This is a genomic window from Streptomyces sp. NPDC046557, assembly GCF_040645975.1.
Taxonomy (GTDB): domain Bacteria; phylum Actinomycetota; class Actinomycetes; order Streptomycetales; family Streptomycetaceae; genus Streptomyces.
In genome coordinates this window covers 51,158-76,776 of record NZ_JBEYZH010000026.1, presented here as the reverse complement: position 1 = coordinate 76,776, position 25,619 = coordinate 51,158, and the positions used below count along the sequence as shown (strand labels likewise).

At 72.3% G+C, this 25,619-nt stretch carries 22 protein-coding genes and 1 pseudogene; 14 read left to right on the top strand and 9 right to left on the bottom strand.

The genetic code is table 11. From position 1 onward, the window contains the following. Positions 1-9 precede the first annotated feature (9 nt). Complete coding sequence (gene eccD / locus ABZ934_RS29035; protein ID WP_361318746.1) at positions 10-1,365, bottom strand: type VII secretion integral membrane protein EccD; 1,356 nt, start codon at positions 1,363-1,365, stop codon at positions 10-12. Between the two features lie 234 nt (positions 1,366-1,599). Beyond that, positions 1,600-1,842: pseudogene (locus ABZ934_RS29030) on the bottom strand (hypothetical protein); the annotation flags it as partial. A gap of 226 nt (positions 1,843-2,068) precedes the next feature. Here ABZ934_RS29030 and ABZ934_RS29025 point away from each other — a divergent pair. Beyond that, positions 2,069-2,917, top strand: a complete 849-nt coding sequence (locus ABZ934_RS29025; protein ID WP_361318744.1) for a Bax inhibitor-1/YccA family protein — start codon at positions 2,069-2,071, stop codon at positions 2,915-2,917. A gap of 165 nt (positions 2,918-3,082) precedes the next feature. Here the strand turns inward: ABZ934_RS29025 and ABZ934_RS29020 are convergent, their stop codons facing one another. Then, on the bottom strand, positions 3,083-3,313 hold the full coding sequence (locus ABZ934_RS29020; RefSeq protein ID WP_361318742.1) for a DUF4287 domain-containing protein: 231 nt from the start codon (positions 3,311-3,313) through the stop codon (positions 3,083-3,085). A 98-nt stretch (positions 3,314-3,411) separates the two neighbouring features. On the opposite strand from ABZ934_RS29020, the gene ABZ934_RS29015 reads away from it, so the two are divergent. Continuing rightward, positions 3,412-3,771 (top strand): hypothetical protein, encoded by a 360-nt coding sequence (locus ABZ934_RS29015; RefSeq protein ID WP_361318740.1) that lies wholly within the window; start codon positions 3,412-3,414, stop codon positions 3,769-3,771. Here the strand turns inward: ABZ934_RS29015 and ABZ934_RS29010 are convergent. The 3 genes from ABZ934_RS29010 to ABZ934_RS29000 all read right to left on the bottom strand — a co-directional run bounded on the left by ABZ934_RS29010 (position 3,755) and on the right by ABZ934_RS29000 (position 7,356). Continuing rightward, positions 3,755-4,588, bottom strand: coding sequence for a hypothetical protein (locus ABZ934_RS29010; RefSeq protein WP_361318764.1), 834 nt, complete (start codon positions 4,586-4,588; stop codon positions 3,755-3,757). The two genes, ABZ934_RS29015 and ABZ934_RS29010, sit on opposite strands and share 17 nt — an antisense overlap. 342 nt (positions 4,589-4,930) lie before the next feature. After that, positions 4,931-6,151 carry an acetyl-CoA C-acetyltransferase gene (locus tag ABZ934_RS29005; protein WP_361318738.1) on the bottom strand — a complete coding sequence of 407 codons (1,221 nt, stop codon included), beginning with the start codon at positions 6,149-6,151 and terminating at the stop codon, positions 4,931-4,933. Between the two features lie 134 nt (positions 6,152-6,285). Next, the gene (locus ABZ934_RS29000) at positions 6,286-7,356 is read right to left on the bottom strand and encodes an SGNH/GDSL hydrolase family protein (protein ID WP_361318736.1); all 1,071 of its coding nucleotides are present in this window, start codon (positions 7,354-7,356) and stop codon (positions 6,286-6,288) included. Positions 7,357-7,486: 130 nt separating this feature from the next. On the opposite strand from ABZ934_RS29000, the gene ABZ934_RS28995 reads away from it, so the two are divergent. Next, entirely contained in the window at positions 7,487-8,872 is a 1,386-nt protein-coding gene (locus ABZ934_RS28995) for a cystathionine beta-synthase (RefSeq protein ID WP_361318762.1), read from the top strand. Positions 8,873-9,542: 670 nt separating this feature from the next. On the opposite strand, the gene ABZ934_RS28990 is transcribed toward ABZ934_RS28995, so the two are convergent. Further along, positions 9,543-9,923, bottom strand: coding sequence for a hypothetical protein (locus tag ABZ934_RS28990; RefSeq protein WP_361318734.1), 381 nt, complete (start codon positions 9,921-9,923; stop codon positions 9,543-9,545). Positions 9,924-10,068: 145 nt separating this feature from the next. On the opposite strand from ABZ934_RS28990, the gene ABZ934_RS28985 reads away from it, so the two are divergent. Further along, on the top strand, positions 10,069-10,911 hold the full coding sequence (locus tag ABZ934_RS28985) for a MurR/RpiR family transcriptional regulator (RefSeq protein WP_361318732.1): 843 nt from the start codon (positions 10,069-10,071) through the stop codon (positions 10,909-10,911). A gap of 34 nt (positions 10,912-10,945) precedes the next feature. Here the strand turns inward: ABZ934_RS28985 and ABZ934_RS28980 are convergent, their stop codons facing one another. Then, a complete protein-coding gene (locus ABZ934_RS28980) occupies positions 10,946-12,349 on the bottom strand; it encodes a diaminopimelate decarboxylase (RefSeq protein WP_361318730.1) in 1,404 nt (467 codons plus the stop codon). Positions 12,350-12,452: 103 nt separating this feature from the next. On the opposite strand from ABZ934_RS28980, the gene hutU reads away from it, so the two are divergent. The 9 genes from hutU to ABZ934_RS28935 all read left to right on the top strand — a co-directional run bounded on the left by hutU (position 12,453) and on the right by ABZ934_RS28935 (position 22,707). After that, entirely contained in the window at positions 12,453-14,117 is a 1,665-nt protein-coding gene (hutU, locus tag ABZ934_RS28975) for a urocanate hydratase (RefSeq protein ID WP_361318728.1), read from the top strand. 77 nt (positions 14,118-14,194) lie between these two features. Further along, positions 14,195-15,385 carry an allantoate amidohydrolase gene (locus ABZ934_RS28970; RefSeq protein ID WP_361318760.1) on the top strand — a complete coding sequence of 397 codons (1,191 nt, stop codon included), beginning with the start codon at positions 14,195-14,197 and terminating at the stop codon, positions 15,383-15,385. Continuing rightward, a complete protein-coding gene (locus ABZ934_RS28965; protein ID WP_361318726.1) occupies positions 15,376-16,716 on the top strand; it encodes a formimidoylglutamate deiminase in 1,341 nt (446 codons plus the stop codon). Before ABZ934_RS28970 ends, ABZ934_RS28965 begins: the two co-directional genes overlap by 10 nt. A gap of 17 nt (positions 16,717-16,733) precedes the next feature. Next, positions 16,734-17,936, top strand: a complete 1,203-nt coding sequence (hutI, locus tag ABZ934_RS28960; RefSeq protein WP_361318724.1) for an imidazolonepropionase — start codon at positions 16,734-16,736, stop codon at positions 17,934-17,936. 125 nt (positions 17,937-18,061) lie between these two features. Next, entirely contained in the window at positions 18,062-18,754 is a 693-nt protein-coding gene (locus ABZ934_RS28955; RefSeq protein WP_361318722.1) for an LPXTG cell wall anchor domain-containing protein, read from the top strand. A 17-nt stretch (positions 18,755-18,771) separates the two neighbouring features. Beyond that, positions 18,772-19,845, top strand: a complete 1,074-nt coding sequence (locus tag ABZ934_RS28950) for a hypothetical protein (RefSeq protein ID WP_361318720.1) — start codon at positions 18,772-18,774, stop codon at positions 19,843-19,845. Between the two features lie 2 nt (positions 19,846-19,847). Continuing rightward, positions 19,848-20,900 (top strand): neocarzinostatin apoprotein domain-containing protein, encoded by a 1,053-nt coding sequence (locus ABZ934_RS28945; protein ID WP_361318758.1) that lies wholly within the window; start codon positions 19,848-19,850, stop codon positions 20,898-20,900. Continuing rightward, a complete protein-coding gene (locus ABZ934_RS28940) occupies positions 20,897-22,225 on the top strand; it encodes a hypothetical protein (protein ID WP_361318718.1) in 1,329 nt (442 codons plus the stop codon). Before ABZ934_RS28945 ends, ABZ934_RS28940 begins: the two co-directional genes overlap by 4 nt. 131 nt (positions 22,226-22,356) lie before the next feature. Further along, on the top strand, positions 22,357-22,707 hold the full coding sequence (locus ABZ934_RS28935) for a hypothetical protein (RefSeq protein ID WP_361318716.1): 351 nt from the start codon (positions 22,357-22,359) through the stop codon (positions 22,705-22,707). 96 nt (positions 22,708-22,803) lie between these two features. Here ABZ934_RS28935 and ABZ934_RS28930 read toward each other — a convergent pair whose 3' ends face one another. Further along, entirely contained in the window at positions 22,804-24,330 is a 1,527-nt protein-coding gene (locus tag ABZ934_RS28930) for an oligopeptide:H+ symporter (protein ID WP_361318714.1), read from the bottom strand. Between the two features lie 502 nt (positions 24,331-24,832). Here ABZ934_RS28930 and ABZ934_RS28925 point away from each other — a divergent pair. Further along, positions 24,833-25,510, top strand: a complete 678-nt coding sequence (locus ABZ934_RS28925; RefSeq protein WP_361318712.1) for a response regulator transcription factor — start codon at positions 24,833-24,835, stop codon at positions 25,508-25,510. Positions 25,511-25,619: the final 109 nt, after the last annotated feature.

The window sequence follows — 25,619 nt, the reverse complement described above, 5'->3', positions numbered from 1 at the left end:
CGCGTTGACTCAGAACTTGTCGAGCAGCTGCCCGTAGATGCCGAACACCCCGACGGCCAGCGGGAACAGCCCCACCACACCGACGGATTCGATGAAGTCGGCCGTGCGCCGGAGCCGCACCTGCACGTGCTCGGGCGGCTGTACGGCGAGCCCGAGCAGCGGCAGCAGCGCGGCCACGCACAGCACGACCAGCGCCCCGGTCCCGCCGCCGTGACCGATCCACAGCAGCACGAGGCGTACGAAGAGGACGGACGCCGCGGCGAGCAGCGCCACGACCTCGGCGACCAGCGGAAACGCCCGCGCCCGCGACAACAGCACCACGGCGACGAGCGACGGCAGCACCACGGTCCACACGTTCGGCTCGGCGGTCAGCGTGAGCAGCCAGCCCGCGGCGGCGGCCGAGACGGCGGTGGCGATCGTCGCGAGGGCGAGACCGCGGTGTGTGGCGGCGAGGGCGTTGCCCACCTGGTGGCGGCTGACGGAGGCGCCGCCGGAGCGCGTGTCGTCCAGCGCGGTCAGCCCCGCCGCCATCAGCGCGAGCCGCGGCAGCAGACCGAGCAGCAACACCGAGAACAGGGCCATGACCGTACCGAGGCGGGCCGGTTCGCCCTGCACGGCGGCGACGGCCTCCCACACCAGCGTGATGACCGCGAGGGCCCCCGCGCCGATGAGCCCGCCGCGGCCGAGCGGGGAGAAGTAGCCGAGCATGACGAGCGTCGCGACCAACGCGCCCGCGACGGCGGCGAGCCGCAGCACCCCCGACCAGTGATGGGCGTCGGCGGCGGTCCACGCCGTGACCACCCCGAGCCCACCGGAGGCGAACAGCAGGGCGGTGGCCAGTCCCCGGTTGCCCTGCCCGATCCGGGCGCCGATCGCGCCGGCGGCGAGCAGGACGAGGGTGACGACCAGCAGGCCGACGGCCAGGGTGTCGAGGGCGACCTCGCGCCGGGCGAGCAGCGCGGCGGTCATCGTGAACAGGACCGTCGCGACCCCCGCACTGCCCCGGCGGGCGGCGGGGCGCCAGCGCCAGGCCCGCAGGTCGAGGTCGTCCGCCACCAGGTCGGTGACGTCGTGGACGACGGGGGCGGGCGGCGCGGAGTGGATCCTGACGAGCCGCAGGACGGCGCCGTCGACTATGCCGGCCGAGGCCAGCGTGCTGTCCTGCGGAAGCGCCGAGCCGTCCGAAGTCACCAACTGGCGCGTCATCGGCCGGGAAGCGGCCCGGTCGTCGAGCAACTGGAGTATGTCCGGGAGCAACTGCCCGATCGGCGTATCGGACGGCAGGACCATGTCGGCCCGGCGCCGCTCACCGACCAGGGTCACCCGGGACAGCTGTGCTCGGGAAGTCGTTGCTGTGCTCACCACTTGCAGGAACCTACCATCGCGGTGTCGCGGGCCTTCGGGGAAGAGAGGTCGGCGGGATGTCTACGATCCGCTCGGGCGGGGCGACTTCGACACCGGCGCGGACGGCACTTTCGACGGGTTCGACGGCTTCGGGGACTTCGACGGGTGCCCCGTGGCGGTCGGGTCCGCGGCCTTCGACGCGCCCGGCGCACCCGACGGACCGGGCTGCTTGGGCGACTGCCCGAACGGCTGGAGTTGCTGTTGCTGCTGCTGTTTCTGCTGCTCCGCCTTCTGCTTCGCCAGCGTGGCCTGGATGAAGGACCAGCCGACGCACCCCGCGCAGAGGACGGCCGCGATGGCGATTCCCGCGAACAGCTTCCCGAGCCGTTCGTCCGCCGTGCGCCGGGCCCGCTGCGCGCCGAACAGCAGCGCGTCGCGCATCCTGCGGCGGCGTACCGCCACCGACTCCAGCAGCTGACTGTCGTAGTCCCGTGCCATGTGCCGTCCGCCGCCTCCCCCGTGTTTTGCCTGTGCAACATAGAGCATTTATCAGCTTTGAACACAGCGCGGCGGCCCGTCCGCGCGCCGCGCGGACACGTCGTGACATCTCCCGCGCGGTTCGCCACGCCTTCTCCTAAGATCCTCCTCCAGCAGTAGGGTGGTTTCTTTGCGAACGCATTACTCTTGAGGCGACGGCCGCGTCCCGCGGCCACGGAGGAGTGAGATGAGGAGCAGTAACCCGGTCTTCTCGCGACGGGGGTTCAGCCGCGACACCGGCGGCTACGCGGGCTTTGACGCGCAGCAGGCCGGGACCGCGACCAACCCGTACGGGACGAACCCCTACGCCGCGGACCCCGTCACCGGGATGCCGCAGGCGCCGGCGCGCGGCCACACGATGTCCATGGACGACGTCGTGAGCCGTACGGCCATGACGCTCGGCACGGTGGTGCTCACCGCGGTCATCTCCTGGATCGCGCTGCCCGTCGACCCGGCCAACATCAACAAGTCGTACGGCATCGCCATCGGGGCCGCGCTCATCGCGATGGTCTTGGCGCTCGTCCAGTCCTTCAAGCGCACGCCGGTCCCCGCGCTGATCCTGGCGTACGCGGCCTTCGAGGGCGTGTTCCTCGGCGTCATCAGCTCGGCGACCAGCACCTACATCAGCTCGGGCGTGGTCGTCCAGGCCGTGCTGGGCACCATGTGCGTCTTCGCCGCGGTGCTCTTCGCCTACAAGATGCGCTGGATCCGTGTCACGCGCCGCTTCACCGGCTTCGTGATGGCGGCCACCATGGGCTTCATGCTGCTCATGGTCGTCAACCTGCTGTTCTCCCTCTTCGGGGGCGGCGACGGCCTCGGCTTCCGCAGCGGCGGCCTTGGCATCCTGTTCGGCATCGTCGGCGTGATCCTCGGCGCCTGCTTCCTCGCCATGGACTTCAAGCAGGTCGAGGACGGCATCGCGTACGGTGCGCCGCGCGAGGAGTCCTGGCTGGCGGCCTTCGGCCTCACCCTGACCCTGGTGTGGATCTACCTGGAACTGCTGCGGCTGTTCCAGATCCTCTCCGGCGACGACTAGAACCGGCGGGTCGGGCAGTCCCGGCCCGTTCGGCAGGTCCGACACGGGGAAGGCCCCGCGAGCGACATCGCTCGCGGGGCCTTCCCGCGTCGTGGACCGGTACGGATCAGCGGTAGGGACGGGGGGCGGTCGGGGGACTTGCGCGGTGCGGACACGGGCAGGGGCTCAGCCGAGTCTGCGGGCGGCCCTGCGCAGGTCGTACTCGTGGAGGATCGCCTTGGCCTGGCCGTACGAGAGGTCGTGCGCGCCGCGCAACCAGCTCACCTTCTCCTCGAACCGGACGAGGGACGGGCCGTCGTCCACGGTGCGCAACCAGTCGGACACTTCACGACCGGTGGTCACGGGAATTCTGTCGATCATGTTGCGGTGTGTCTGCTCCGAGAACTCTACGGACATGGGCGCCTCCGGAGGTATCGCCTTGTTCTCTTCACGACACCGTGCCTCAGCGTTCGCCCGTTGGCAATGGCGCCGGGGCGGCGCGTAAGGTCGGCCGGGTGCTTGATACTTCGCCCCTGACCGCCGCCGTGGAACGTTTCGCCGACCGACTGCGGTCCGCTCCGCAGAGCCGGCTCCGGCGCGGAGCCGCCGCCGAGGCGCTGGAACTGGCCCGCGAGCTCGCGGTGCGCGCCCAGCGGCTGGAGGACGCGGCCCGGGACCCGAGGGGGGCGGCTCCGGCGCGCGTCGTACCGGACGCCGGCGTCTTCGTCGTCGGCGACCAGGTGGCGGTCACCGGTCAGGACCTCGCCGAGGCGCTGCGCGCCCTGCGCGCGGACGAGAGCGGAACGGCCCCGTCCGCGATGCTGGACGAGGCCGTGCGACTGGTGGGGCAGGCGGAACTCAGAGCGATGCGATGACGCGGTCGGCGAGGATGTAGACGTTGCTGTCCGGGTCCTCGATGTCACCGCAGGAGAAGGTCAGGGCGTAGGCGCCGGAGATCCCCGAGCCGCCCAGCAGCACCGGGGCCGTACCCGAGCGCAGCGCCTCCGCGAGGCGCTCCGCGGTTTCCCGGTGGCCCGGGGTCATACAGAGCGTGGTGCCGTCCGTGAAGACGTACACGTCCAGGGTGCCCAGCGGGCCGGGCCGGACGTCCGCGAGGGCCGTACGGGCCTCCGCGAGCTCTTCCAGGCGGCTCACGGTGCGCTCGTGGTCCACGCCCGGGTGCGGGGCCTGGACGGGGACGAAGTCGGGGTGCGACGGGTGACGCCTGCGGGCGGCCGCCAGCTCGGCGGAGTCCTCCGGGTAGTCGTCGAGCAGGTCCTCGCCCAGCACCGGCTCCAGACCGACGAGATCGGCCTGCCGGGGCAGGAACACCGGGCTGTCCTCGCCGAGACCGGGCAAACCGCCCAACAGCGAGCCCGGGGCCTCGGCGGCGAAGCTGGGGGAGGCGTCGGCGGCGTCGCGGGCCTCCTGCGCGGCCCAGAAGGCCCGCGCTTCGGCCAGCTCCCGCTCCCGCTCCTCGGCGAGGGCCTCGGCGACGGCGGCTCGTATCTCGGCGGCGGGGGACTCCACGGCGCTGCGGGCGTGCGGGACGGTCGCACCGCGCGGGTGGGCCGGCATCGCCAGCTCGCCGCGCAGGGCCGTGACCTGCTTACGCAGTCCGTGTACGGCGTGCAGCGCAGCGGCGCCCACGGCCGTGGCAGCGGCCGTGGTCAGCAGCAGGGCAAGAGGCATGGCGCTCACTGACTAACTCCTGGTTGATTCGATCCCCCGACTTCCTACATCAGCTTGACCTGTGCTGGGAATGGCATGCAGTGCATTACGTCATGAATTGGACAGGCCAAAGGTCCTCCGCCGACCCGCGGCACTTCTCTGACCTGCGGAAATGCCTCTCCCCCAGGACATAGGTCACATCCTGGGGGAGATTCGGTCACAGGTCGGCCGCGACGGGGTTGATTCCTTACCCTCCACTACGGCTCAACTCAGCCGCTCGATCCTTCGGTCGCGCTGGGCTTCGCCACCGCTGCGGGCAGGTGTGCCCTCGTTCCTCGGAGCACCCCTACCCTCCGCTACGGCTCAGCTCAGCCGCTCGATCACCATGGCCATGCCCTGGCCGCCGCCCACGCACATCGTTTCGAGGCCGAACTGCTTGTCGTGGAACTGGAGGCTGTTGATCAGCGTGCCGGTGATGCGCGCACCGGTCATCCCGAACGGGTGACCGACGGCGATGGCCCCGCCGTTGACGTTCAGCTTCTCAAGCGGGATCTCCAGGTCCCGGTACGACGGGATGACCTGCGCGGCGAACGCCTCGTTGATCTCGAAGAGGTCGATGTCGCCGACGGTCAGCCCGGCCCGCTTCAGCGCCTGCTTCGACGCCTCGACCGGTCCCAGGCCCATGATCTCGGGGGAGAGGCCGGTCACGCCGGTGGAGACGATCCGGGCCAGCGGGGTCAGGCCCAGCTCCCGCGCCTTCGTGTCGCTCATGATGACCAGCGCGGCGGCGCCGTCGTTCAGTGGGCAGCAGTTGCCGGCCGTCACCAGGCCGTCGGGGCGGAAGACGGGCTTCAGGCCCTGCACGCCCTCCAGCGTGACGCCGGCGCGGGGGCCGTCGTCCGTGGAGACGACCGTGCCGTCCGGGGTCGTGACCGAGGTGATCTCGCGCGCCCAGAACCCGTTCTTGATGGCTTCCTCGGCCAGGTTCTGCGAGCGCACGCCGAACTCGTCCATGTCCTGGCGGGTCACGCCCTTGAGCCGGGCCAGGTTCTCGGCGGTCTGCCCCATCGCGATGTACGCGTCCGGGACCAGGCCGTCCTCGCGCGGGTCGTGCCAGGACGCGCCCTCGCTCTGCGCCACCGCGGCCGTACGCGCCTCGGCGTCCGCGAAGAGCGGGTTGTGGGTGTCCGGCAGGCCGTCGGAGGAACCCTTCACGGAGCGGGAGACCATCTCGACGCCCGCCGAGATGAAGACGTCGCCCTCGCCCGCCTTGATGGCGTGCAGGGCCATGCGGGAGGTCTGGAGGGACGAGGAACAGTAACGGGTGATCGTGCAGCCCGGCAGGTGGTCCATGCCCATCTGCACGGCCACGATCCGGCCCAGGTTGTGGCCCTGCTCGCCGCCCGGCAGGCCGCAGCCAAGCATCAGGTCGTCGATCTCGCGCGGGTCCAGCTCGGGAATCTTGGCGAGGGCGGCCTGGATGATCGTCGCGGTCAGATCGTCCGGGCGGATGTCCTTGAGGGACCCCTTGAAGGCGCGCCCGATGGGTGAGCGGGCGGTGGAAACGATGACTGCTTCGGGCATCGGGGCTCCAAGGGGGTGCGTTGCGGCTCGTACCGGACCAGCATGTGAAGTTACCGGCCCGTACCGTCGAGGTCACCGGCCTCGCGGTGTGATGAGGACCGCACCGGCCCGGTGGGACGGGGGTCCGGCCGCCGTCAGGGGCCGGACACCGGGGCGTCCGTACTCCCGGCGTTCCCGGCCGTCGCACCCGCCACACTCCCGTCACCCGTCTCGGCGGGCTGGCCGATCGGCTCGGACTCCGGGACCCGCCGGCGCCGCCGGTGCTTGAGCAGGGCCCACGGGCCGCGGGCCGGGGTGACCTCGGTGCCCGCCTCGCCGGCCGCGGCGGAAGCAGCCTTCGCGACCGGCAGCAGGTCCTCGTCCCGGGACACGTCGAGGCGATCCGACCCGGGCCACAGCCCCAGCGCCGCGCACAGGGTCGGCAGCATGGCCATGGCGGCCGTCGCGTACCCCTCCGCCGACGGGTGGTAGGAGTCGGGGCCGAACATCTCGCGCGGGTTCGCCGCGAACTCCGGCCCCAGCAGGTCGCCCATCGAGACGGTACGGCCGCCCTGCGCGACCACGCCGATCGTCTGGGCGGCGGCGAGCTGGCGCGAGACCCGGCGGGCCAGCATGCGCAGCGGCTGGTAGACCGGTTCGATCGTGCCCAGGTCCGGGCAGGTGCCGACGACGACCTCGGAGCCCGCGAGCCGCAGTCGGCGTACCGCCACGGTGAGCAGCCGGACCGACTGGGTGGGCGGCATCCGGCGCGTCACGTCGTTCGCGCCGATCATGATCACGCAGACGTCCGGAGCCGGGGCCTCCCCGTCCAGCAGCAGACCCACCTGCCGGTCGAGGTCGTCGGACATGGCCCCCGACAGGGCTACGTTGCGCAGCTCGACCGGCCGCTCGGCCACCGCCGCCAGCCCCGAGGCGAGGAGGGCGCCCGGAGTCTGGCGCGCCCGCCGGACCCCGAGACCGGCGGCCGTGGAATCGCCCAGCATGCCCAGCCGCAACGGACCGGGACTAAGCTCGGGACCACCGAACTCGCTCCCGTACACCCCGTCCGCGCGCGGCGGATCCGGCAGGCCGGTGCCCACCGTGTGCTTGGCGAACTGGACCTCGGCCAGTACCAGACCCACCGCGGCGACCCCGAGCAACCCGAGCCCGCCTCCGCCGTACGCCGCGCCCGCCGCGATCCGGCGGGCCGTCCTCGCCCTGGACACCCTTGGGCACCTCGCTTTCCTGCTGCCCCGATGACCTTCCTGCCCCGTAGGGCCGGTCGGTCAATCCCTTTCCGCATACTCTGGCCGGACCTCCCGGAGAACCCGTGGAGTCCCCTCCTTGGAGAACATGGTGCAATTCCACGACTCGATGATCAGCCTCGTCGGCAACACCCCGCTGGTGAAGCTCAACCGTGTGACCGACGGCCTGCAGGCCACCGTCCTTGCGAAGGTCGAGTACTTCAATCCCGGCGGATCCGTGAAGGACCGGATCGCCGTCCGGATGATCGAGGCCGCCGAGCAGAGCGGTGCCCTCAAGCCCGGCGGCACCATCGTGGAGCCGACCAGCGGCAACACCGGCGTAGGACTCGCCATCGTGGCCCAGCAGAAGGGCTACAAGTGCATCTTCGTCTGCCCTGACAAGGTGTCCCTGGACAAGATCAACGTGCTGCGCGCGTACGGCGCCGACGTGGTCGTCTGCCCGACCGCCGTCGATCCCGAGCACCCGGACTCGTACTACAACGTCTCCGACCGCCTCGTCCGCGAGACGCCCGGTGCCTGGAAGCCCGACCAGTACAGCAACCCGAACAACCCCCGTTCGCACTACGAGACCACCGGTCCCGAGCTGTGGGAGCAGACGGACGGGAAGATCACGCACTTCGTGGCGGGCGTCGGCACGGGCGGCACGATCTCCGGTACCGGCAACTACCTCAAGGAGGTGTCCGGCGGCAAGGTCAAGGTCATCGGCGCCGACCCCGAGGGCTCCGTCTACTCGGGCGGGTCCGGTCGCCCGTACCTGGTCGAGGGCGTCGGCGAGGACTTCTGGCCGACCGCCTACGACCGCAACGTCACGGACGAGATCATCGCGGTGTCCGACAAGGACTCCTTCCAGATGACGCGTCGCCTCGCCAAGGAAGAGGGCCTGCTGGTCGGCGGCTCCTGCGGCATGGCGGTCGTCGCCGCGCTCAAGGCCGCCGAGGGCCTGGGCCCGGACGACGTGGTCGTCGTCCTGCTGCCCGACAGCGGCCGCGGCTACATGAGCAAGATCTTCAGCGACGAGTGGATGGCGGGCCACGGCTTCCTGGAGGAGGCCGGACCGTCGGCGCGCATCGGTGACGTGCTCGGGGACAAGGAGGGCGCCATGCCGTCCCTGGTCCACATGCACCCCGAGGAGACGGTCGGCGAGGCCATCGAGGTGCTGCGCGAGTACGGCGTCTCGCAGATGCCGATCGTCAAGCCGGGCGCCGGCCACCCGGACGTGATGGCCGCCGAGGTCATCGGCTCCGTGGTGGAGAAGGAACTCCTGGCGGCCCTGTTCGCGCAGCGGGCCTCGCTGGGCGACCCGCTGGAGAAGCACATGAGCGCGCCGCTGCCGCAGGTCGGCTCCGGCGAGCCGGTGTCCGAGCTGATGGCGGTGCTGGGCGAGGCCGACGCGGCGATCGTGCTGGTCGAGGGCAAGCCGACGGGTGTCGTCAGCCGCCAGGACCTGCTCGCGTTCCTCGCGAAGTCGGGCAAGTAGGTCCGCGGGCCGGGTGGTCGGTCGGTCGGCCCGTGGGTCGGTCGGCCCGCCCGGTCCGCCGCCCGTGGGTCGGTCCAGGCGCGCGGGGCCGCCTGTCGGGTCGGCCCGCCGCCGGGTCGGTCGGCCCCTGGCCGTCGGCCTGTCGCCCGATCGGTACGGGCCCGACACGTGACGGCAGCACCGGCTTAACACGGCTCCGGCACAGTGGTGGTTGTCGGCAGGGAGCGCACAGCTCCCCGGGCCGACACCACGGAACGGCGTTGGCGTACCTCCGGAGCGGCTCCCGGACCGCGTGAACGCCACGGACGCGGACGGCCCTGACCCGGCCCGTGTCCTGCGCGGGGACCGCCGTCGTCCCGCCCCCCGGGCAACCGGGGGTGCGGCGGTTCCCGCGCCTTCCTCGCTTTTTGTGGGCTCGGTTCGTCCCCCAGTCTCCGTCCGGGAGGCCCCCACAGGCGCGCCCCTTGGCCTCACTCGCCCGTGCCGTCTTCGGGCAGGGGAATGCCCCCCGAGCAGGCGGCCCTACGCCCGGCTCGCCCGTGCCGGCCTTGGTGCCGGGAAGGCGCCCAGCAGGCGGCCCTACGCCCGGCTCGCCCGTGCCGGCTTCGGCGCGGCCGGCCTCCCCGCGCAGGCGGGCACCTTCGGCTCGCTCTCCCGTGGCGGCTCCGGCTCAGGCCGGGTGGTCGTCGGGGTGGCGGCGGGGGAGGCGCTTGGTGGCGTGGGCGAAGTTGACCGCCACGATTCCGGCCCAGGAGACCACCAGCCCCGTCAGGTGGGCCTGCGTCGCGGCGATGGCCGTGAGGGGGATCGCCAGCACCAGCGTGATGATGGCGAAGCCGAACCGTTCGCCGAAGGCGCCGCCGTCCGCCGAGGACCCGGCAGGGGCGTCGCCGCGGGCCGTCGCCAGCCGTTCCTCCGCCAGCCGGCGTCTGACCTGTGTGTGGATCTTGTCGACGAACGAGTCCACCAAGGCGGCCTCGTACTCCGGCCCCAGCTCCCTCCGCGCGTCCAACGTGGCGTCGAGTTCCTTCTTCAGCTCCTGGCGCTCCATGCGCCCACCGTAGGAATCCCCGCGCGCCCGGGCACTGGGGCTAACCCCCGTCTCGCGAAGCGGTCCGCGGCTTGCCGTCCTGCATAACCACATGCAGAGTGCTCGGTGACTGAATATTCACCGGGACGGGGACGGAGGGGACGGGATGAGCGACAGCCCGGCCGCGAGGCTGCAGAAGCTGTTCGAGGGGCACCGGCTGACGCCGACGCAGCGGCGGATCGCGCACTGCATGGTGCGGGGCGCCGCGGAAGTGCCCTTCCTGTCGAGCGTGGAGCTCGCGGAGCTGGCCGGGGTCAGCCAGCCGTCGGTGACCCGCTTCGCGGTGGCGCTCGGCTTCGACGGGTACCCGGCGCTCCGGCGCCATCTGCGCGAGGTGGCTCCCGCCGAGCGGCCGGAGGGCGGGCAGGAGGACCCGTACAACGAGTACCAGCAGGCCGTCCAGGGGGAGATCGAGAACCTGCGCAGGCTCTCCGCCATGCTCGCCGACCCAGCGCCCGTCCAGGAGGCGGGGCGGGTGCTCGCCGGGTCGCGACCGCTGCCGGTGCTCGGGCTGCGCGCGGCGTCCTCGCAGGCGCGGGGCTTCGCGTACTTCGCCGCCAAGGTCCACCCGGACGTACGGCTGCTCGACGAGGGCGGGTCGATGCTCGCCGATCGGATCGACGCGGCGGTGGCGGCCGGCGCCTCGGCGCTGCTGTGCTTCGCGCTGCCCCGACACCCGCGCGAGGTGGTGGAGGCCCTGGTCCACGGGCGGGCGTCCGGGCTGACCGTGGTGACGGTCGCCGACTCCGCCTTCGCCCCGGTCGCGCGCCACTCGGACCTGCTGATCCCGGCGCCGGTGGGCACGGGGCTGGCCTTCGACACCGCGTGCGCGCCGATGCTGCTGGGCCGGGTCCTGCTGGAGGCCATGGCCGACGCCCTGCCCGACGCCCAGGCCCGCTTGGAGGCGTTCGACGCCCACGCGGCGTCCCGCGGACTCTTCGTGGAGTGAGGCGCGCGGTGCCGGAATCCCGCGAGGGGGCCGGCTACCCCCGCAGCGCGTCCCGGAGGTCTCCGCCCGCCTCCGCGACGATCGACGTCAAGGACTGCGCCGGGCGGGCCAGGGCGAAGCGGACCTCGCCGCCGGCGGTCACCGTGAACCCGTGGACCGCCGGGCGCGGGAGGCTGTTGTAGCCGTAGTGGGCGGTGAAGAAGTAGGCACCGGTGTCCGGGACCCCGATCAGGTCCCCCGCCGACAGCCGCGGCAGCTCCCGCGCCGTGGCCAGCAGGTCGCCCGCGAAGCAGGCCGGCCCCGCCACGTCCTGGGCGAGCGGCGGGCCGGTCAGCGGTGCGCCCTTGGCGTCGTACGGGAGGATCCGCAGCGGCCACGACGCCGGGGCGTACACGGTGCGCGTGGCGACCTGCACCCCGGCGTGGGTCACGGCGATGCGCCGGCCGCCCGTCTCCTTCGCGTACTCGACCCGTGTCAGGATCAGCCCGTGCTTGGCCAACAGGGACCGCCCGAACTCGGTGACCAGGCCGTAGCCGCCGTCGAAGAGGGCCGGGACGGCTTCCCGCAGCGCCGCCACGTACTGCGCGTACGTCGGGGTGGCCGCGTCGGAGGCGAAGTTGACCGGGAGGCCGCCGCCGATGTCGAGGGTGTCGACCTGGCGGCGTCCGGCCGCCGCGTTGATCTCCTCCGCCAGGGCGTGCAGTTCCCGGACGCCCTGCGCGATCAGGGGCAGCGGCACGCCCTGCGAGCCGGAGTGGGCGTGCAGCCGGGTCAGCCAGGGCCGGTCCAGGTAGGCCCCGACCAGCCAGGCGCGGGCCCCCGGGTCGCGCAGCGGGACCCCGAACTTGGAGGTGGCGGTCGCCGTCGAGAGGGCGTCGATCGTGCCGGCGCCCGTCTGCGGGTTGACCCGTACGCCGACCGGCGAGCGGGGCGGCGCCGCGGCCACCAGGGCGTCCAGCCGCTCCAGCTCCTGCCGGTTGTCCGCGTTGACGGCGATCCCGAGGGCCAGGGCCTCGCGCAGCTCCATCACCGTCTTGGCAGGGGAGTCCAGGACGGTGGCCCCGGGCGCCACTCCGGCCGCCCGGGCCAGCGCCAGCTCGCCGGGGCTCGCCACCTCGCAGCCGATCCCCTCGTCCGCGAGCAGCCGCAGCACCGGGACCAGTGGGGCGGCCTTGACCGCGAAGGCGTGCAGGACGGGGGTGCCGGGTGCGAGCGCCGAGGCGAACGCGCCGGTCAGGGCCTGGGCCGAGGCACGGATACCGGCGGTGTCCAGTAGGCAGACCAGCGGCTCGCCGGACTCCGCCCCGCTCACCAGACCCTGTTCCACGGCCGCCCTGACGGCCAGGTCCCGCCGACGGGCCGCCGCCCGCGCCGGCCCGTCGGCCACCTCGCCGGACAACTCGTCGGATGTCCCGTCGTACGCCCTGTCGGAAGCCATGTCCGCATCCCATCATCCGGCGCGATCGCCCGCAGCTGTTGACTGGATCTATTCATGCGGCGAGGATGTGAATAGATTGCCCAACATCGGAGGAGGCACCGCCATGTCAGGACCCCGCCCCGTACGTGCCGCGCGAGGCACCGAGCTCAGCGCCCTGGGATGGCAGCAGGAAGCCGCCCTGCGCATGCTGCAGAACAACCTCGACCCCGAGGTCGCCGAGCACCCGGACAAGCTCGTCGTCTACGGCGGGACCGGCAAGGCCGCCCGCGACTGGCGCTCGTACGACGCGATGGTCCGCACGCTGCGCACGCTGAAGCAGGACGAGACGATGCTCGTCCAGTCCGGCCGCCCGGTCGGCGTGATGCAGACCCACGAGTGGGCGCCGCGCGTGCTGCTCGCCAACTCCAACCTGGTCGGTGACTGGGCCAACTGGGAGGAGTTCCGCCGCCTGGAGCACCTCGGCCTGACCATGTACGGGCAGATGACCGCCGGTTCGTGGATCTACATCGGCACCCAGGGCATCCTCCAGGGCACCTACGAGACCTTCGCCGCCGTCGCAGCCAAGAAGTTCCACGGAACCCTGGCCGGCACCATCACCCTCACCGCCGGCCTCGGCGGCATGGGCGGCGCCCAGCCGCTCGCCGTCACGATGAACGACGGCGTCGCGATCTGTATCGACGTCGACCCGCGCGCCATCGAGCGCCGCATCGAGCACCGCTACCTGGACGTGAAGGCCGACAACCTGCGGCACGCGCTCCAGCTCGCGGTCGAGGCGCGCGACGCCCGCAAGCCGCTCTCCATCGGCCTGCTCGGCAACGCGGCGGACCTGCTCCCGCAGATGCTCGCCGAGGGCACCCCGATCGACATCGTGACGGACCAGACCTCCGCCCACGACCCGCTCGCCTACCTGCCGACGGGCGTCGCCTTCGACGACATGGCCGACTACGCGGCCAAGGACCCGGCGGGCTTCACCACCCGCGCCCGCGAGTCCATGGCCAAGCACGTCGAGGCCATGGTCGGCTTCATGGACGCCGGCGCCGAGGTCTTCGACTACGGCAACTCCATCCGCGGCGAGGCCCAGCTCGCCGGCTACGACCGCGCCTTCGCCTTCCCCGGCTTCGTCCCCGCCTACATCCGGCCCCTGTTCTGCGAGGGCAAGGGCCCCTTCCGCTGGGCCGCGCTGTCCGGCGAGGCATCGGACATCCACAAGACCGACAAGGCGATGCTCGAACTCTTCCCGGAGAACGAGTCCCTGCACCGCTGGATCAAGATGGCCGGCGAGCGCGTCCACTTCCAGGGTCTGCCCGCGCGGATCTGCTGGCTCGGCTACGGCGAGCGCGACAAGGCCGGCGAGCGCTTCAACGACATGGTCGCCTCCGGCGAACTGGCCGCCCCGCTCGTCATCGGCCGCGACCACCTCGACTGCGGTTCCGTCGCCTCCCCGTACCGCGAGACGGAGGCCATGCTCGACGGCTCCGACGCGATCGCCGACTGGCCGCTGCTCAACGCCATGGTCAACGTCGCCTCCGGCGCCTCCTGGGTCTCCATCCACCACGGCGGCGGCGTCGGCATGGGCCGCTCGATCCACGCGGGCCAGGTCTCGGTCGCCGACGGCACGAAGCTCGCGGGCGAGAAGATCCGGCGCGTCCTGACGAACGACCCCGGCATGGGCGTCATCCGCCACGTCGACGCGGGCTACGACATCGCCGAGACGGTGGCGGACGAGCGCGGCGTACGCGTCCCGATGCGCGAGGGCGACGACGCGTGACCTCGCACACCCCCGACCACGGCGCCGCCGGAGCCCCGGCCCCGGCGGCGCCCGGCGGCGCCGGCTCCTTCCACGGCATGTGGGACGAGCTCGCCCCCATCGGCCGCCACGCGGACACCGGCGGATACCGCCGGTACGCGTGGACCGGCGCCGACACCGACTGCCGGACCTGGTTCCGCGAGCAGGCGCTGGCCCGCGGGCTCGCGTACGAGACGGACCGCAACGGCAACCAGTGGGCCTGGCTCGGCGACCCGCTCGCGGGCGACGCCGTCGTCACCGGCTCCCACCTGGACTCCGTCCCCGACGGCGGCGCCTTCGACGGCCCCCTCGGCGTGGTGTCCTCCTTCGCGGCCCTGGACGAACTCCGCCACAGGGGTGCGGGGTTCTCCAGGCCGCTGGCCATCACCAACTTCGGTGACGAGGAAGGGGCCCGCTTCGGTCTCGCCTGCGTCGGCTCCCGTCTCACCGCGGGGCAACTGACCAAGGAGAGGGCGTACGAGCTGCGCGACGCGGACGGCGTGAGCCTGCCCCGCGCCATGGAAGCCGCCGGACACGACCCCGAGACGATCGGGGCCGACCCCGAACGCCTCGCCCGGATCGGCGCCTTCGTCGAGCTGCACGTCGAACAGGGCCGGGCGCTGGACCTGTCCGGTGACCGCGTCGGCATCGCCTCCGCGATCTGGCCCCACGGGCGCTGGCGCTTCGACTTCCGCGGCGAGGCCAACCACGCCGGCACCACCCGCCTCGTCGACCGGCGCGACCCGATGCTCACGTACGCGGCGACCGTCCTGGCCGCCCGCACCGAGGCGGCCCTCGCCGGCGCCGTCGCCACCTTCGGCAAGATCGCGGTCGAGCCCAACGGGGTCAACGCCATCCCCTCCCTCGTACGGGGCTGGCTCGACTCCCGCGCCGCCGACCAGGCCACCCTCGACACGGTCGTCACGGCCATCGAGAAGGCCGCCCACGAGCGCGCCGACCAGGACGGCATCGACCTGGCCGTGGTCCGGGAGTCCTTCACCCCGGTCGTGGAGTTCGAGCACGCGCTGCGCGACGAACTGAACCGCATCCTGGGCGGGGCCGTCCCCGTCCTCGGAACCGGGGCGGGACACGACGCCGGAATCCTCTCCGCCGCCGTCCCGACCGCGATGCTGTTCGTACGCAACCCCACCGGCGTCTCCCACTCGCCCCGGGAGTTCGCCGCCGAGGACGACTGCGTCGCAGGAGTCCTCGCCCTCGCCGACGTACTGGAAGGTCTCGCGTGCCGTTGAAGACGTACTGGCTGGAACACGCCTGGCTCGGCGCCCACGTCGAGCCGGGCGTCGCCCTGGAGGTATCCGAGGACGGCCGGATCGCCGGGCTGTCCACCGACGTCCACACCCCGCCGCGCGGTGCGGAGGTCCTGCGGGGCCTCACCCTCCCCGGTCTGGCCAACGCGCACAGCCACGCCTTCCACCGGGCCCTGCGCTCCCTCGTCCAGGTCGGCAGCGGCACCTTCTGGACCTGGCGCGAGTTCATGTACCAGGTCGCCCAGAACCTCACCCCCGACACGTACTACGCGCTGGCCCGCGCGGTGTACGCGGAGATGGCCCTGGCCGGCATCACCAACGTCGGCGAGTTCCACTACCTCCACCACGCGCCCGGTGGCGCCCCCTACGCCGACCCGAACGCCATGGGCGAGGCCCTGATCGAGGCCGCTGCCGCGGCGGGCATCCGGATCACCCTGCTCGACACCGCGTACCTCTCCGCCGGATTCGGTCAGGAACCGAACGCGCACCAGCGCCGCTTCTCCGACGGCACCGCCGACGCCTGGGCCGAGCGCGTCGGCGCACTGCGCCCCCGCGAGCACGCCCTGATCGGCGCCGCCGTCCACTCGGTCCGCGCCGTCCCCGCCGACCAGCTCGCCACCGTGGCCCGCTGGGCGGACGAACAGCGGGCCCCGCTGCATGTCCACCTGTCCGAGCAGACCGCCGAGAACGAGGCGTGCCAGGCCGCCCACGGCTGCACGCCCACCGAGCTCCTCGCCGAACACGGCGTGCTCGGCCCCCGCACCACCGGCGTCCACAACACGCATCTGACCGACCTCGACATCGGCCTCCTCGGCGGAACCCGCACCGGCACCTGCATGTGCCCGACCACCGAACGCGACCTCGCCGACGGCATCGGTCCCGCCCGCCGGCTCCAGCAGGCGGGCAGCCCGCTCTCCCTCGGCAGCGACAGCCACGCGGTGATCGACCTGCTCGAAGAGGCCCGCGCGATGGAGCTGAACGAGCGCCTGAGCAGCCGCACCCGCGGTCACTGGACGGCGAACGCCCTCCTCACCGCCGCCACCGCCGACGGCCACGCCGCCCTCGGCCTGCCCGACGCGGGCCGCCTGGAGACCGGCGCCCTCGCCGACTTCACCACCATCGCCCTCGACTCCGTCAGGACCGCGGGACAGCTGTCCCGACTGGGCGCCGAGACGGCCGTATTCGCCGCCTCCGCGGCGGACGTGCGCCACACGATCGTGGGTGGCCGTCACCTCGTACGGGACGGGGCGCACACCCTGGTCCCGGACGTCCCCGCAGCCCTCGCCGAGTCGATCGCGGCCGTCCGCGGCTGAAGGAGCCCCCGAACACCATGAGCACCCTGAACACGGCGAGCACCGCGAGCACCACGGTCATCACCAACATCGCCAACCTGGTCACGAACGACCCCTCCCTCGGTGACGCTTCCCCCCTCGGACTGATCCAGGACGCCGCGGTCGTCATCGAAGGCGACCGCATCGCCTGGGTCGGTGAATCCAGCAAAGCACCCGCCACTGACAACGCCTTCGACGCCGCCGGCCGGGCCGTGATCCCCGGCTTCGTGGACTCCCACTCCCACCTCGTCTTCGCGGGCGACCGGACTGCCGAGTTCAACGCCCGCATGTCGGGCCGCGCCTACTCCGCCGGCGGCATCCGCACCACCGTCGCCGCCACCCGCGCCGCCACCGACGCGCAACTCGAAGCCAACTTGCTGCGCCACCTCGACGAGGCCCGACGCCAGGGCACCACCACCTTCGAGACCAAGTCCGGCTACGGCCTCACCGTCGAGGACGAGGCCCGCGCCCTGCGCATCGCAGCCGCGCACACCGAGGAGGTCACCTACCTCGGCGCGCACATCGTCTCCCCGGACTACGCCGACGACCCCGCGGCCTACGTCGCCCTCGTCACCGGCGAGATGCTCGCGGCCTGCGCCCCGTACGCCCGATGGGTCGACGTCTTCTGCGAGAAGGGCGCTTTCGACGGCGACCAGGCCCGCGCCATCCTCACCGCCGGCGCAGCCGCCGGGCTCATTCCCCGAATCCACGCCAACCAGCTCTCCCACGGCCCCGGCGTCCAGCTCGCAGTCGAACTCGAAGCCGCCTCCGCCGACCACTGCACCCACCTCACCGACGCCGACGTCGACGCCCTCGCGCAGAGCACCCGCACCGTCGCGACCCTGCTCCCCGGGGCCGAGTTCTCCACCCGGGCCCAGTGGCCCGACGCCCGCCGCCTCCTCGACGCGGGCGCCACCGTCGCCCTGTCCACCGACTGCAACCCCGGCTCCTCCTACACGAGTTCCATGCCGTTCTGTATCGCGCTCGCCGTCCGCGACATGCGGATGACCCCCGACGAGGCGCTCTGGGCGGCCACCGCCGGGGGCGCCCGCGCGCTGCGCCGCACCGAAATCGGCGTGCTCACCCCCGGCGCCCGCGCCGACCTGGCCCTGCTGGAGGCCCCCAGCCACGTCCACCTCGCCTACCGGCCGGGCGTCCCGCTGGTCTCCGCCGTCTGGCAGCGGGGCGTGCGCGCCGCCTGAAAGCCCGTACAGCGCCCCGCTCGAACACCCTCGTCCTGCGTCTTCCCTCCACAAGACCCCCGGCGTACCTTGAGCCACCGATCTGATGTTGTGTCAGTAACTTGTGGTCCGAGGGGAAGACGAAGGTGTCCAACCGGAAACGTTCCACCACGCTCGCACCGGTCCCCGCCCTGCTCTGCGCGGTGGCCGGATCGGCGGCCGCCCTGCTGGCGGCCGCTCCCGCGGCCCACGCCGACGTGGTCGATGTCGCGTACAACTGCCAGACCCCCATCGGGGACAAGTCGGCGGTCTCGCCCATCGACGTCAAGGCCGTCAAGGACGGGGACTCCTACAAGCTGACGATGTCCTTCCAGAAGGGCGTCTCCTCCAGCCCCATCGAGCTGGGCAAGGGGGCGATGAACCCCGCCGCCGTCCTCCAGACCGACGGCGCCGAGAAGGTGTCCGTACCGGTCTCCGGCCCCGCGAACTCCGAGGCCGTCCCCGCCGACACCCCCATCAAGATCTCCGACCTCTCGGGCACCTACACCCCGAAGAAGAGCGGCAAGGTCACCTTCACCGCCGGGGTGCTCACCATCAAGGCGATGGGCACCACGACCACCTGCACCCCGGGCAACAGCCCCAAGCCGTCCCTGGAACTCGACGTGACGGCCGCCGGCGGGGGGCAGCAGGAACCCGCCCCCGAGACGCTCCCGCAGACCGGCCCCGCCGACTCCGCCCTCGCGCTCGGCACGCTCGGCGCCACCGTGCTGCTCTCCGGCGCGGCCGGCGTGCTCTGGCTGACCCGGCGCGGCGAGCGGGCCCAGCGGACCCGGTCCTGAACGGAGCGGCCCCGCCCATGCCCGTGCTCCCCACCCGCACGCCGCACCCGCCCCGGCGCCGCACCCCCCGGCGGCTCGGCCTCGCCCTCCTGATGGCGGCCGCGCTGCTGACCGGGATGCCCGCGCGGGCCGCCGTCGCCGAGACCCCGGGCGAGCCCGGCTGGACCGCCGAGCCCGCGGCGGGCCGTGCGGGCGCCGCCGTACGTCCCTACTTCTACCTCGCCGGCGCCCCCGGCACGGTGCTGGAGGACAGCCTCGCCCTCGCCAACCCCACCGACCGGGAGCACACCGTCACCCTGCGCGGAGCCGACGCCCCCCACACGGCCGACGGATCCTTCGCCGTACGCCCCCCGGCCGGCCCCGGCCCCGGCCCCGGCCCCGGCCCCGGCACCGGCCCGGGCTCCTGGATCAGCTTCGGCCGGAGCGCGACCGTCCGGCTCCCCGCCCGCACCCGCGCGGTGGTGCCCTTCACCGTCACCCTCCCGCCCGCCTCCGCGCCCGGCGACCACCCGGCCGCCGTGGTCGCCACCGAAGCGGGCCACGAGGTGGGCGTACGGGTCCACCTGCGGGTCAGCGGCCCGACCGTGGCGGCCCTCACCGTCGAGGACATAGCCGTACGGGGCGCGGGCGGGGCGGCGGTCATCGCGTACACCTTGGTCAACCGGGGCAACGTCGCCCTCGCCCCCACCCTCGCGGTCCGCGCCGACGGCGGCTTCGGCGCGGCCCCCGGGCGCGCCCCGCACGCCCTCCCGGTGGAACTGCCGCCCGGGCAGCGGGTCGAGCTGACCGAACCCTGGCCCGGGGCCCCCGCGTTCGACCGCGTGCGCCTCACGCTCACCGTCACCGCCCCCGGCGCCCCCCGGGCCACCGGCACCACGGCCGCGTGGTGCGTGCCCCGCTCCCTCGGCGGCCGGCTCGGCCCCGGCCTCCTCGCCCTCGGCGGGGCCGCCGCGGCCGCGCTGCTCCTCGTACGCACCCGGCACACCAGGCGCACCCGGCGCAGCGGCCGGGCACCGGACCCGTACGAAGAGCACGCGCCGGAGCACCGACGGCACCCCCACCGCCGCCAGTTGACGGGAGCATCCAGGTGAGCGTGAGCACCCCCGCCGGCGGGCCGGCCCGCGCCCGGATCACGGCCCTGCTCACGGCGGGGCTCGCGGTGGTCGCGCTGGTGTTGCTCCCCGCCGCCCCGGCCGCCGTCGCCGACGCGGGCGAACCCACCGCCGCGCTCTCCCTCCAGCAGGTCGCCAAGGGCGCCGGAATCACCGTCACCGGCACCGGCTGGCGGGCCAAGACCCTGGTGATGCTGCTGGTCTGCGGACAGAACATGATCGGCGGCACCAACAGCTGCGCCAACGCCGACGGGGTCGCGGTCGCGGTCGGCGACGACGGGCACTTCACCGCTCAGCTCCCCGTCGTGGGGCCGCCCAAGCCGTGCCCGTGCGTGGTGAACGTGACCTCCGTCAACGGGGACCAGTCCACCGTCGCCCTACCGATCAAGATCACCGACCATCCGGTGGCCGAACTGCCCGCGGACTCCGGCACCGGCCGCCTCGCGCTGCTCACCGGGGTCCGGCTGGAGGGCGACGACGGGGTGCTGACCTGGTTCGGGGCCCCGCCCACGCGGAAGTTCACCGTGACCGTGGGCAACCTCGGATCGGCCCCGGTCAAGGACCCGGTCTTCCAGCTCGGCACCTCGCACGGGGTGTACGCACCCGTGTGGGAGGAAGCCCGCTGGAAGGGCACCGTCGCGCCCGGCGGCAAGGCGGAGGTCCGGCTGGACGTGACGCTGGCGGCGGGTGCCCACGGGGACTACACCGTCTCGCTCAAGTACGGGGACAAGGTGGTGGCCACGCAGCCCTGGGGCGTGGGGCGCCCGTACGGAGTGCTGCTGTTCTGGGCCCTGCTGCTGGTGGTGATCCCGACCGCCGTCTTCCGCGTCGGCATGGCCGTCGTCGACCGCGTCCGACCGCGCCCCGCCTCCGCCGACCCCGCGGCGGACCCCGAAGCCCCCACGGCGGTCCTGCCGTGGTTCACCCCGGACACCGCGCCGGAACCAGACGCACCACCGGCACCACCGGCACCACACACACCGCAGACATCCGCACCGTCTGAGAACCGTCCGACGACGAAGGGACATTCGTGAAGACCCAACGGAGGGTGAGCGCGGCCGCTGTCGCGCTGCTGTTCGGCGGCGCGGGCATCCTGCTGGCGGCCGCCCCCGCCCAGGCGGCCGACGTCTCCTACAAGGTGGAGTGCATCCCGCCCGCAGGAGGTGGCGGCCCGGTCCAGGGCACCACCACCGTCTCCATCACCGCGCCCGCCACCGCGAAGGTCGGCGACGAGGTCGAGGTGGTCTGGAAGACCGTCAAACCGGCCTCGAACAACACCGACCTCATGGACCTGGGCAAGGACACCGTCAAGCCCACCGGCTACGTGACGCTCGGCGGCGCGCTCGGCTCCGAGGTCAAGCTGGAAGGGGAGCGGAAGAACCCGCCCATCCCGAAGAAGGCCCCCATGGTCATGTCCGACATGAAGGGCAAGATCAAGCTGACCAAGGCGGGCGACGTCACGATCACGCCGGGCAAGTACGACGTGGACTTCAGCGGCTTCATCACGAAGTGCTCCCCGAAGGAGACGGTGGGAGTCGCCGCCACCATCAAGGTCACCGAGGGCGGCGGTACGACGGGTGGCACCACGGGCGGCTCGACCACCGGCGGTACCACCGGCGGTACCACCGGCGGTTCGACTTCGGGTGGCACCACGAGCGGTTCGACCACCGGCGGTTCGACCACCGGCGGAACCGCCACCGGCGGCAGCGGCGGCCAGACCGACTTCCCCGGCAAGCCGATCGAGGTCGCCTACGACTGCGGCGCCGTCGTCCCCGGCGGCATCAAGACCCCGGTCACCATCAACGCGAAGAAGAACGGCAGCGGCTACGACCTCACCGTCAAGACCGCCAAGGGCGCGATGGCCAGCCCCATGGCCCTCCCGGCGGGGGCCCTCAAGCCCTCGATGGACATCAAGCTCGGCGGCGCCGACAGCGGCACCGTCAAGGTCACCGGCCCGGCCAACGCGGAGCCGATCCCCGACAAGGCGCCGGTCAGCCTCAGCGACATGACCGGCACCTACAAGCCGGGCAAGACCGGCAAGGTGACGCTCAGCCCGGACCAGCTGACGATCGACGTCACGATGGCCCCGGGCGCCACACCGATCAACGTGCCCTGCAAGGCCACCAGTAGCGGCGTCTCCCTGGAGCTGGACACCACCGCCCAGCCCGGCGGCTCGGGCTCGCCGTCCACCACCGGCGGCACCACCGGCGGCCCCGCCGCGTCCGGTGGCCTCGCCGAGACCGGCGCGGAGGACGGCGGCGGCCTCAAGGCCCTCGGCCTGGTCGCCGGCACGGTCATCCTGCTCGGCGCGGCGGTCTTCACCTTCACCCCCTGGCGCCGCCTGCGCGGCCACCGCTGACCCTCGGGACGTACGTCCTTCGTGTCACGGCGGGCCGAACACCTTGGAGGTGATCGTTTCTGCTTGCTAGCTTCCGGTTCGACGGAAAGGTGGTCTTTTGTCCGCCGGACCTGCGAAGAACGGGGCAGCTCATGAAGTTCACGTCCGTGCTCGTGGCGGTGGCCGCCGTCGTGGCCCTCGCCGTCGTCGGTGGAACGCAGGCCTCCGCCGCGCCCGCCGGCGGAGGCAACGGCCGCTGCAAGGCGACCGCCGACATGGACAGGTTCGGCCGTCCCAACGTCACGTCGGCCTGCTCCGGACCGCTGCCCTCGGGCGCCCGGCACCGTGCCGTGATCACCTGCGACACGGTCCAAGGCGTCCGCGAGCACGTCGTCCGCCACACGCACCACAGCCGCTGGACCCCGACGGGAAGCAAGGCCACCGTGCGCTGCGGTTTCAAGACGTTCCTCGTCGGCTTCAAGTCCGAGGTACAGGGCGCTTGACGCTTGACGCTTGACGCCGACCGGGTCGTGAGGAAAGCCGAAGGGCCCGGCACACCTTCCGGTGTGCCGGGCCCCTCGGTCCGGGCGGGGGGTGCGTCAGCGCACGTCGCCCATGAGGTCCTTGACCTTCTTGCGGTACATGAAGACCGCGACGCCGGCCAGCGTGGCCAGGATGGCCTCGATCGCCACCGCGCCGGTGCCGTTGAGGTCCACGCCGAACACGGCCGGGTCGGACAGCAGGCTGGTGATGGAGTCGCCCGCCGTCACCGCCAGGAACCAGACGCCCATCATCTGCGAGGCGTACTTCTGCGGCGCCATCTTCGTGGTGACCGACAGGCCGACGGGGGAGATGCACAGCTCGCCGACCGTCTGGATCAGGTAGATGCCCACCAGCCACATCGGGCTGACCAGGTGGCCGTTCGAGGACATGGCGACCGGCAGCAGGAAGAAGAAGAACGAGACGCCGATGAAGAACAGACCGGCGGCGAACTTGCCGACCGTGGTCGGCTCCTTGCCCTTGCGGTTCAGCCACAGCCAGATCCAGGCGAAGACCGGGGCCAGCGCCATGATGAAGACCGGGTTAAGCGACTGGTACCAGGACGAGGGGAACTCGAAGCCGAGCAGCGAGCCGGACGCCTTGGTCTCACCGAACGCCTGGACCGTCGAAGCGCCCTGGTCGTAGATCATCCAGAAGGCGGCGGCGGCCACGAAGAACCAGATGTAGCCGGTCATCTTCGACTGCTCGCCCCGGTCGAGCTCCTTGTCCCGCTTGATGTGCACGAGCACGGCGGCCGGGACGATCAGGCCGACCAGGGTGAGCGGGATGGTCGCCCAAGCCTGTGTGAACATGCCGGCGACGCCGAGGACGGTGTAGAAGACGGCCACGACGGCCACCGAGATGGCGACCTTGCGCAGCCAGGAGGTGCGCTCCTCGGCCGACAGCGGCTTCGGGACGACCGAGCTGACCGGGTTCAGGTTCTTCGTGCCCAGCAGGAAGACGACGAGGCCGATGCCCATGCCGACCGCCGCCATGGCGAAGCCCAGGTGCCAGTTGATCTTCTGGCCCACCGTGCCGATGGCCAGCGGGGCGAAGAAGGCACCCGCGTTGATGCCCATGTAGAAGATCGTGAACCCGCCGTCGCGGCGCGGGTCGTCCGCGTCCTTGTACAGCTGGCCGACCATGGTGGAGATGTTGGCCTTCAGCAGGCCCGAGCCGATCGCGACGAGCGCGAGGCCGACGTAGAAGGTCGCCGATCCGGGCAGGGCCAGGATCACGTGACCCGACATGATCGTCACGGCGGCGACGGTCACGGTCTTGCGGGGGCCCCAGACACGGTCGCCCAGCCATCCGCCCGGCATCGTGAGCAGGTAGACCATGGACACGTAGATGGAGAAGACGGCGATCGCCGTTCCCTCGTCCATCCCGATGCCGCCGCCCAGGCTGCCCTTCTTGGCATCCGGGCCACCCGAGATCAGGTAGACGAGGAGCAGGGCCTTCATGCCGTAGAAGCTGAAGCGCTCCCACATCTCGGTCATGAACAGAGTGGCCAGGCCACGGGGGTGGCCGAAGAAGGTCTTCTCGGAGGCAGGAGCCGCCGGTTCCTTCGTCAGGCTGGAAGCCATGGTCGATCCTTGCTTGATCGGGACGCTTCGCTTCGTGAGCGGGACAGCGCCCTGTGGGGGGGTGGCCGGCACCGGCGACGGGCCGCCCACCCCACGCCTCGGGGTCTCGCCCCACGGGTGGGGGCGAAGGAAGGTCCGTAACCGGGATCCACACCCTCCGCGCAGCTTCGCGCGCAGGGCCCGGCCCCTAGGTCATTCACTTCTTCCGGGGCGGACGGGACGGTCCTTGACACGTGTACGCATCAAGGCGCCGATCCGCTCGGGACAGAAGGAGAGACCCTTGGCTCGTTTTCGGCACAAAGGTCCCCTGGGTAGTGCATCAGGCGTCTCGCCACCATACGACACGACACTGCGGCATATGGAAGGACTTGAGATATGGATCACAAGGCGCCGCGGGAACCGTTCGACCATATTCGAAGGTAGGTAGTAGTCAATAAGCCCAGATCGGCAGGGGTATGCGGGCTGGTCCACGATTCGGTCGCCGCGGACTACCATCACCCACATGACGCGTGTACTGCTCGCCGAGGACGACGCATCCATCTCGGAGCCCCTGGCCCGCGCCCTGCGCCGGGAGGGGTACGAGGTCGAGGTCCGGGAGGACGGCCCCACCGCTCTGGCCGCGGGCCTGCAAGGCGGCGTCGACCTCGTCGTCCTGGACCTGGGCCTGCCCGGCATGGACGGCCTGGAGGTGGCCCGACGACTGCGCGCGGAGGGGCACGGTTTCCCGATCCTGGTCCTGACCGCCCGGGCGGACGAGGTCGACACGGTCGTCGGCCTTGACGCGGGCGCGGACGACTACGTGACGAAGCCGTTCCGGCTCGCGGAACTGCTGGCCCGCGTCCGGGCCCTGCTGCGCCGGGGCGCGAACGAGGCGGCGCAGACACCCGCCACCCACGGGGTGCGGATCGACGTCGAGTCGCACCGCGCCTGGATGGGGGAGGAGGAGCTCCAGCTCACCGCCAAGGAGTTCGACCTCCTGCGGGTCCTCGTCCGGGACGCGGGCCGGGTCGTGACGCGCGACCAGCTCATGCGCGAGGTCTGGGACACCACGTGGTGGTCCTCGACCAAGACCCTCGACATGCACATCTCCTGGCTCCGCAAGAAGCTGGGCGACGACGCGGCGAACCCGCGCTACATCGCGACCGTACGGGGCGTCGGCTTCCGTTTCGAGAAGAGCTGAGCGAAGAACCGGGTGGACGACCGGGTGAGCGATCGGGTGAACGATCGGGTGGACGACCGGGTGAAGAACCGGGTGGGCGAGCGCGTGACGAGCCGAGTGCGGACCGGGC